General features: G+C 74.2%; 5 protein-coding genes. 2 read left to right on the top strand and 3 right to left on the bottom strand.

From position 1 onward, the window contains the following. Positions 1-155: 155 nt before the first annotated feature. The 3 genes from ACIGAN_RS01595 to ACIGAN_RS01585 all read right to left on the bottom strand — a co-directional run bounded on the left by ACIGAN_RS01595 (position 156) and on the right by ACIGAN_RS01585 (position 5,046). Positions 156-947 (bottom strand): S1 family peptidase, encoded by a 792-nt coding sequence (locus ACIGAN_RS01595; RefSeq protein WP_399854408.1) that lies wholly within the window; start codon positions 945-947, stop codon positions 156-158. 207 nt (positions 948-1,154) lie between these two features. Next, complete coding sequence (locus tag ACIGAN_RS01590; RefSeq protein ID WP_399854407.1) at positions 1,155-4,007, bottom strand: helix-turn-helix transcriptional regulator; 2,853 nt, start codon at positions 4,005-4,007, stop codon at positions 1,155-1,157. A 205-nt stretch (positions 4,008-4,212) separates the two neighbouring features. Continuing rightward, complete coding sequence (locus ACIGAN_RS01585; protein WP_365088052.1) at positions 4,213-5,046, bottom strand: helix-turn-helix transcriptional regulator; 834 nt, start codon at positions 5,044-5,046, stop codon at positions 4,213-4,215. A gap of 125 nt (positions 5,047-5,171) precedes the next feature. On the opposite strand from ACIGAN_RS01585, the gene ACIGAN_RS01580 reads away from it, so the two are divergent. Continuing rightward, the gene (locus ACIGAN_RS01580; protein WP_365739745.1) at positions 5,172-6,851 is read left to right on the top strand and encodes an AMP-binding protein; all 1,680 of its coding nucleotides are present in this window, start codon (positions 5,172-5,174) and stop codon (positions 6,849-6,851) included. Then, positions 6,848-8,431, top strand: a complete 1,584-nt coding sequence (locus tag ACIGAN_RS01575; RefSeq protein WP_399854406.1) for an AMP-binding protein — start codon at positions 6,848-6,850, stop codon at positions 8,429-8,431. The genes ACIGAN_RS01580 and ACIGAN_RS01575 overlap by 4 nt, the downstream gene beginning before the upstream one ends. Positions 8,432-8,450: the final 19 nt, after the last annotated feature.

Here is an 8,450-nt window from a genome sequence, read left to right as displayed (position 1 = left end):
GGTGAGGCTGGCCCCCCCCCCCCGGGCCCGGCCCCCCCACCCCGGCCCCCCCCCCGCGGGGGGCCCCCGGGGGGGGGGGGGGGGGGGGGGGCGGGGGGGCCCCCCCCCCCCCGCCCCCTGGTCTTTCACCCGGGGGTTGCCCGGGAGTCAGCCGGTCACGAGTTGACCTGCGTCGTGACCAGATTCGAGAAGGTGGTCAGCCGGGTGTAGACACCCGGGTAGCCGGCCTGGGCGCAGCCCTCGCCCCAGGAAGTGATGCCTGCCAGGACGCCCCCGATGAGCAGGGGGCCGCCGCTGTCGCCCTGGCAGGTGTCCACGCCGCCGGAGGTGTACCCGGCGCACACCATGTCGCTCTGCACGAAGTCGGAGCCGTAGGAGCCGCCGCACGCGGAGTCGGACACGGTCGGTACGGTCGCGGTGCGCAGCTGGTTGGAGGAGCTGCCGCCGGAGGAGGTGGTGCCCCAGCCGAGGATGCGCGCGGTGGTGCCGGCCGCGTACACCGAGGTCTGGGCGGAGGAGACGTACTTGGCCGGGGTGTACGGCATCGACGTCGACAGCGTCAGCACGGCCACGTCGTCGCCGTTGGTGGCGTCGGTGTAGCTCGGGTGGATCCATATCCTGCTGACTCTGCTGACCGTGCCGTTGGTGCCGTTGCGGTAGGTCCGGCCGCCGACCACCCGGACGCTGCTGGTGGTCTCGCCGACCATGCAGTGCGCGGCGGTGACCACCTTCGTGGGCGAGACCAGCGTGCCGCCGCAGAACTGGTTCTGCGAGGCGTCCGTGATCTGCATGACGAACGGGTAGGCGGTCGTCGTGGTCGTGGTGCCGCCGACGATCGGCTGGGGCGCGGCCACGGCCGTGGGGGCGGCGAGCAGCGCGGTGGTGGCGGCGGCAGCGGTCGCCGCGACGGCGGCGGCGGCCTTCCTGGCAGCGTTGAGCCCGAACATGGGTCTCCTTGAGGGGAGTTGCCGGTGGGGGGTCGCGCGGGTGGGGTGGAGCACGGAGACCCTGACGCCGTTGTTCGGATCTCCGTGTGCCCGGCGAGCGGCACGCCCCCAAGCTAGGGCTCGGCGCCGAGGGCCCCCAATGAGGGAACCCCCTAAGGGAGTTGGGCAGGGAAAACCCTCGGTGCGGCGCCGTAAACCCAGGTCGGGTCAGGTGCTGCGGCGGCCCGCGGCCAGCCGGACGATGTCCACCCGCGAGCGGATGCCCAGCTTGCGGTAGACCCGGGTGAGGGTCGCCTCGACGGTCTTGACGCTGATGAACAGACGGCCGGCGATCTCCCGGTTGGTCGCCCCCTCCATCACGAGCGAGGCGACCTGACGCTCCATCGAGGCGAGCCCCTCCAGCGCGTCGAGTGCCACGGACGGGGTGACGGAGGCCGGTTCCACCGCCGCGGGCCCGGCGCTGACGGCCGCGTCGACCTGCCGCAGCCAGGGCATCGCCCGGCAGCGCCGGAACAGCCGGGCGGCCTCGTCGTACGACGCCGGTCCGGGCTGGGCGGCGCTGCCCGGGCGCGGGTGGCCGGCGGCCCGGTCGCGCAGCCGGGCCAGCACGAACGCGGCGCGCGCCTCCTCCAGGCCGTAGCCGAGCCGCCCCAGCCGGTCCTGCACCGACGTCAGCCGGACCACGGCCGCCTCGTGCTCGCCGCGCGCCGCCCGGACCAGCGCCTCGGCCCGGTCCAGCACCGCCAGCACGCTCTCCCGGCCCAGCCGCAGCGCGTGCACCCGGGCCGTGTCGATGACGTCCTGCGCCTCGCCCGGTTCGCCGATGCGGACCAGGGCCTCGGCGAGGTCGCCGTGCCAGCGGCCGCGCGCCGGGTCGTTGATGCCCAGGCCCAGCTCCAGTTCCCGCACCCGGCGCAGCGAACGGACCGTGCCCGCGGGGTCCCCGGCCACCAACTGGGCGTAGCCCAGGGCCGCCAGAGCGCGGGAGAGGTACATCTGGTCGCCGTCGACCTCGGCGTGGTCGGCCGCCTCGCGGGCGAGCGCGAGCGCCCGGTCGACGTCCCCGGCGGAGGCCTCCGCGAGCGAGGTCAGCATCGCGGAGGCGCCCTCGCCGATCCCCGAGTCCCGCGCCAGGCGCAGACTCTCGCGGGCGAGGTCCAGGGCCCGGCCGCAGTGCCCGGAGCGCAGCTCGGTGTCGGCGAGGAAGCGCAGGAAGTGCACCTCGCTCTCGACCATGCCGCGCCGCCGCACCTCGCGCAGCAGCGCCGTGATGGTGGCGCGCGCCTCGGGCAGCTGGTCGCTCATGATCAGCCAGCGGAAGCGGGCCGAGCCGGCGCCGTTGTGGTGGCAGGCCACGTACGGGTCCTGCGGCTCCTTCAGGGCCCGTTTGACCGTCGCGGGCGCGTCCGGGTGGCCCATCAGGGTCTCGGTGGAGGCCTGGAAGGACAGCGCCATCAGCTCCGTGCGCCGGTCCTCGCCGCGGGCGGCCAGCTCGGCCGCGTGCGCGGCCTCCTGCCGGGCCTCGGCGAAGTCGCCCTCCACGACCAGGGCGCGCCAGGCGAGCTGGTAGCGGACCAGGGCGAGCAGCCGCGGGTCGTCGCCGGCGTCGGCCAGCACCTGCGGGAAGACGGCGTCGACCTCGCCGAGCGCCTGCCCGGCCGCCTCGATGACCACCATCCAGGCCCGCACCCGCTCCGCCGGCACGGTGGCGCGTGTCAGCACGTCGCGGGCGATGTCCCTCGCGAGATCGGCCTCCCCGGCCGTGATCGCGTCCTCCGCGGCCTGCAGCCGCCGCTCGTCCGGCCCCGGGACGCTGTCCGCCGGGGTGTGGCGGGCCGCCAGCAGCCCGAGCGAGGCGGCCACCGACGGGGCCCCGCGGTCCCGGGCCAGCGCACCGGCCTCGGCCAGCCGGGCCGCCACCTCCGGGTCGGTGCCGGTGGTGGCCAGGGCCAGGTGCCGGGCGCGCTCGATCGGGTCGGAGGCCGCCGTGGACAGCGCCGCGTGCACGGCCCTGCGCTCCTGCGCGGGGGCCTCCGCGTACAGCGCGGCCGAGATCAGCGGGTGCGCGAACCGCAGGGCCGGGGCCTCCGGGTCCGTGGCCAGCAGCCCCAGGGCCGCCGCCTGGGCGGTCTCGGCCTCGGCGTGCTCCCGCCCGGCCGCGTGCAGCAGGGCCAGGGTGGGCCGGGCGCCCGCGCTGGCCACCAGGAGGGTGCGGCGCGCCTCGTCCGACAGCATCTCCAGCCGGCTCAGCACCAGCGCCCGCAGCGAGGTGGGCACCGGCAGCGGCTCGCCCGGCCGGGGCCGGGCCGGGCTCTCGGCGAGGGCGCGGCCCAGTTCCAGCGCGAAGAGGGGATTGCCGCCGCTGGTGCGGTGGATGTCGCGGATCGTGGAGCGGGACAGCGGGGTGTAGCCGCGGTGGTCCAGCAGCGCGGAGACCTGCGTCCGGGTGAGCGGGCCCAGCCGCACGGCGAGGGTGTCGGGCGGGGACGCGCGTAGATGGCGGTCGTACTCCTCGCCCTCGGTCCGCACCGCGGACAGCATCTGCACGGGCGTGTCGCCGAGCCGGCGGGCGGCGAAGCCGAGCAGTTCCGCGCTGGCCGCGTCCAGCCACTGCAGATCGTCGGCGACGACCAGCACCGGGCCCTTGAGGGCCAGGGCGCGCAGCGCCGACAGCACGGCGAGGCGCAGCGCCAGCCCGTCGCGCTGCAGGGTGGACTCGCCGCGGCCGGTGAGCGCCGACTCCAGGGCCGTGCGCTGCGCGGCGGGCAGGTGGCCGGAGACCTCGTCGAGGACCAGACCGAACAGATCGGCCAGGGCCAGGAAGGGCAGATGGGATTCGGACTCCGTGGCCGAGCAGCGCAGGACCGTGCGGTCCGGGCCGCCGTAATCCGCGGCCAGCGCCCGCAGGATCGTCGACTTTCCTATTCCGGCCGGTCCGTGCAGCAGCACACTGCCGCCCCGGCCGAGCTGGTCACGGGCCGAGGCGAACAGCTCCTCCCGGCCGATGACCAGGTCGGGGCGGTTCCTGGGAGGCTCCTGGAAGTCCCGTCGAACGGTCACCTCTGTCCTCCCTGTGTCGTGTCCTGGCCAATATTAGGCAACAGCTCTTTGAATTTCGGACGGACGCTGTGGTGAGGGAAATAACAACCCGGCTCGACGGACGAAATTCACCCCGCTCCCGAATGCGGTGGAACACGGCCCCGGGCGCCCCCTCGGAACCGCGTCGGCGGGTCGAACGGACCGGCCGTCACAAACGTGTACAAACCTACGGCAACCACCCGGCCCGGCGGGCGGCGACCACGGCCTCGCCCCGGGTCCGGGCCCGCAGCTTGCGCATGGCCGACCGGAGATACCCCTTGACGGTTTCGGCCGTCACCCCCAGCCGCTCCGCGGCGACCGCGTTGGTGGCCCCGTCGGCCACACACGCCAGCACGTCCACCTCCCGGGGCGCGAGCCGGACCCGCGGCGCGGCGGCGGACGCACCGGGACCGGCCCCGCCGGGGCCGGCCGCCAGCAGCGCGCACGCGCCGAGCAGCTCGGCCCGCAGCCCGGGGTCCGCGATCCGCGGGGCCAGCGCCCGCAGCGCCGCGTGCGCCTCCCGCACCTGCTCCCAGCCCGCGCCCGGACCGCCGCCGGCGGCGAGCGTGCGCGCCTCGTCCCGCACGACCAGCGCCCGCTCCACGTCCCGCGCCGCCTCCACGGCCGCGTCCAGCATCCGCCCGCCCAGCGGCTGAGCCGTGCGCAGCGCCCCGTACAGCACCCCGCGCACCCGGTGCCGCACCACCACCGGCACGGCCAGCACCGAGCGCAGCCCCTCCACCGCCACCGGGGCGTCGTACTCGTGGCTGATCTGCCGCGAGACGGAGTAGTCCGTCACCACGCACGGCCGCGACAGCGCCACCGCCTTGCCGCCCAGGCCGGTCCCGGACGTCACCACCAGCGACCGCAGCGCGTGCGTCGCCGTGCCGCTCAGTTCGCTGATGCGCATCTGCCGCCCGGCCTCCAGCAGACCGCCGAAGGCCACCGGAAGACCGGTGGCGCGGCGCAGCCGCAGCAGGGCGTCCCGTACCTCGACCGCGTCGGACGCGTCTGCCGTCACCTGTTCGCCCCTTCACTACGGCGCCTGTGCGGGCGCACCCCCCGTTCGGGGGTAGTGAGACCCGCATCACGGATTACACGATGGCTCAGAGCCGCCCGGCAATGGTCCGGCACCGAGGAGGACGCATGACATCGGCGACGGAGGCGTTCCGCAGCGCGCGGGACTTCCTGCTGGAGCACCGCGAGGACTACGCCACCGCCTACGGGGGTTTCCGCTGGCCCCGTCCCGAGTACTTCAACTGGGCCCTCGACTGGTTCGACGAGATCGCCGACGGCAACGCCCGCACGGCCCTGCACATCGTCGAGGAGGACGGCCGCGAGACCCGGCTGTCCTTCGGGGAGATGTCCGTGCGCTCCGCCCGGTTCGCCACCTGGCTGCGGGCCCGGGGCGTGCGCGCCGAGGACCGGATCCTGGTCATGCTCGGCAACCAGGCCGAACTGTGGATCACCGCCCTCGCGGCGATGAAGCTGCGCGCGGTGGTCATCCCGGCCACCCCGCTGCTCGGCCCGGCGGACCTGCGCGACCGGGTGGCGCGCGGCCGGGTCCGGCACGTCATCGCCCGTCCCGAGGACGCCGGCAAGTTCGCCGAGGTCCCCGGCGACTACACGCGCATCGCCGCCGGGGCCGCCGGATCCGTACCGGACGGCTGGCTGCCGCTGGACGACGCCCACGGCGCCTCCGCCGACTTCACGCCCGACGGCCCGACCCGGTCCGACGACCCGCTGATGCTCTACTTCACCTCGGGCACCACCGCCCGGCCCAAGCTGGTCGAGCACACCCACACCTCGTACCCGATCGGCCACCTGGCGACCATGTACTGGATCGGCCTGAAGCCGGGCGACGTGCACCTGAACATCTCCTCCCCGGGCTGGGCCAAGCACGCCTGGTCCAACCTCTTCGCCCCCTGGAACGCCGAGGCGACCGTCTTCCTGCACAACTACACGCGCTTCGACGCCGCCCGGCTCATGGCCGAGATGGACCGGGCGGGCGTCACCACCTTCTGCGCCCCGCCGACCGTGTGGCGCATGCTCATCCAGGCCGACCTGACGCAGCTGCGCACCCCGCCCCGCGAGGTCGTCGCCGCCGGGGAACCGCTCAACCCGGAGGTCATCGAGCAGGTCCGCCGCGTCTGGGGCGTCACCATCCGGGACGGCTTCGGCCAGACCGAGACGGCCGTCCAGGTCGCCAACAGCCCCGGCCAGCCGCTCAAGACCGGCTCGATGGGCCGGCCCAGCCCCGGCTACCGCGTCGAGCTGCTCGACCCCGTCTCGGGCGCGCCCGGCGCCACCGAGGGGGAGATCGCCCTCGACCTGTCGCACCGTCCGGTCGGCCTGATGACCGGCTACCACGGCGACGCGGACCGCACGGCGGAGGCCATGGCCGGCGGGTACTACCGCACGGGCGACATCGCCGCCCGGGACGCGGACGGGTACCTGACCTACATCGGCCGCAGCGACGACGTCTTCAAGTCGTCCGACTACAAGATCAGCCCCTTCGAGCTGGAGAGCGCGCTGCTGGAGCACGAGGCGGTGGCCGAGGCGGCTGTGGTGCCCGCCCCGGACGAGGTGCGGCTGTCGGTGCCGAAGGCGTACGTCGTCCTGGCGGAGGGCTGGGAGCCCGGGCCCGACACGGCGAAGGTCCTCTTCGAGCACTCCCGCGAGGCCCTCGCCCCCTACAAGCGCATCCGCCGCCTGGAGTTCGCCGATCTGCCCAAGACCGTCTCCGGCAAGATCCGCCGGATCGCCCTGCGCGAGGCGACGGCGGCCGGCTCGGACGCCGAGTACCGCGAGGAGGACTTCCGGTGAACTCCTACAGCCACGGCACCGGCACGACACCGCTGCTCGGCGACACGATCGGGGCGAACCTGGACCGGGCCGTGGCCGCGTGGCCGGACCGCGAGGCCCTGGTGGACGTGCCCTCCGGGCGGCGCTGGACCTACGCGCGCTTCGGCGCGGACGTCGACCGTCTCGCGTCGGCCCTGCTGGCCTCCGGTGTCGCCAAGGGCGACCGGGTGGGCATCTGGGCGGTCAACTGCCCCGAGTGGGTGCTGGTCCAGTACGCCACCGTCCGCATCGGCGCGATCATGGTGAACATCAACCCGGCCTACCGCACCCACGAGGTCGAGTACGTCCTGCAGCAGGCCGGGGTGTCCGTGCTGTTCGCCTCGCAGAGCCACAAGACGAGCGACTACCGGGCCATGGTCGAACAGGTGCGGGGCCGCTGCCCCCGGCTGCGCGAGGTCGTGTACTTCGGCGATCCGGGCTGGCAGGCGCTGCTCGCCCGGGCGACCCCCGATCCGGCCTACCCGGAGCTGTCCTGCGACGACCCCATCAACATCCAGTACACCTCCGGCACCACCGGCTTCCCCAAGGGCGCCACGCTCTCCCACCACAACATCCTCAACAACGGCTACTTCGTGGGGGAGTTGATCGCCTACTCCGAGCAGGACCGGATCTGCGTCCCGGTGCCCTTCTACCACTGCTTCGGCATGGTCATGGGCAACCTCGCCGCCACCTCGCACGGCGCCTGCATCGTCATCCCGGCCCCGTCCTTCGACCCCGCGGCGACCCTGGAGGCGGTCCAGCAGGAGCGCTGCACCTCCCTCTACGGCGTCCCGACCATGTTCATCGCGGAGCTGAACCTGCCCGGCTTCGCCTCCTACGACCTGTCCTGCCTGCGCACCGGCATCATGGCGGGCTCGCCCTGCCCGGTGGAGGTGATGAAGCGGGTCGTGGCCGAGATGCACATGGCGGAGGTCGCCATCTGCTACGGCATGACCGAGACCTCCCCGGTCTCCCTGCAGACCCGGCGGGACGACGACCTGGAGCACCGCACCGGCACGGTCGGCCGCGTCCTGCCGCACCTGGAGGTCAAGGTCGTCGACCCGGCGACCGGCGTGACGCAACCCCGGGGCGTGGCGGGCGAGTTGTGCACGCGCGGCTACAGCGTGATGCTCGGCTACTGGGACGAGCCGGAGAAGACCGCCGAGGCGATCGACGCCGGCCGCTGGATGCACACCGGCGACCTCGCCGTCATGCGCGAGGACGGCTACGTCGAGATCGTCGGGCGCATCAAGGACATGATCATCCGGGGCGGGGAGAACATCTACCCGCGCGAGATCGAGGAGTTCCTCTACGCCCACCCCAAGATCCGGGACGTCCAGGTCGTGGGCGTGCCGCACGAGCACTGGGGCGAGGAGGTGCTGGCCTGCGTCATCGCCCGCGACCCGGACGACCCGCCGACCCTGGAGGAACTGCGCGCCTTCTGCGCGGGGCGGCTCGCGCACTACAAGGTCCCCAGCCGGCTGCAGGTCCTGGACTCCTTCCCGATGACGGTGTCCGGAAAGGTGCGCAAGGTGGAACTGCGCGAGCGCTACACCGTCTGAACGACCACGGGGGCGTTCG

It is taken from the genome of Streptomyces sp. NPDC085931 (assembly GCF_044540565.1).
Lineage (GTDB): Bacteria > Actinomycetota > Actinomycetes > Streptomycetales > Streptomycetaceae > Streptomyces.
The sequence above is the reverse complement of the archived record's forward strand: the minus strand, read 5'-3'. Positions and strand labels throughout refer to the sequence as shown.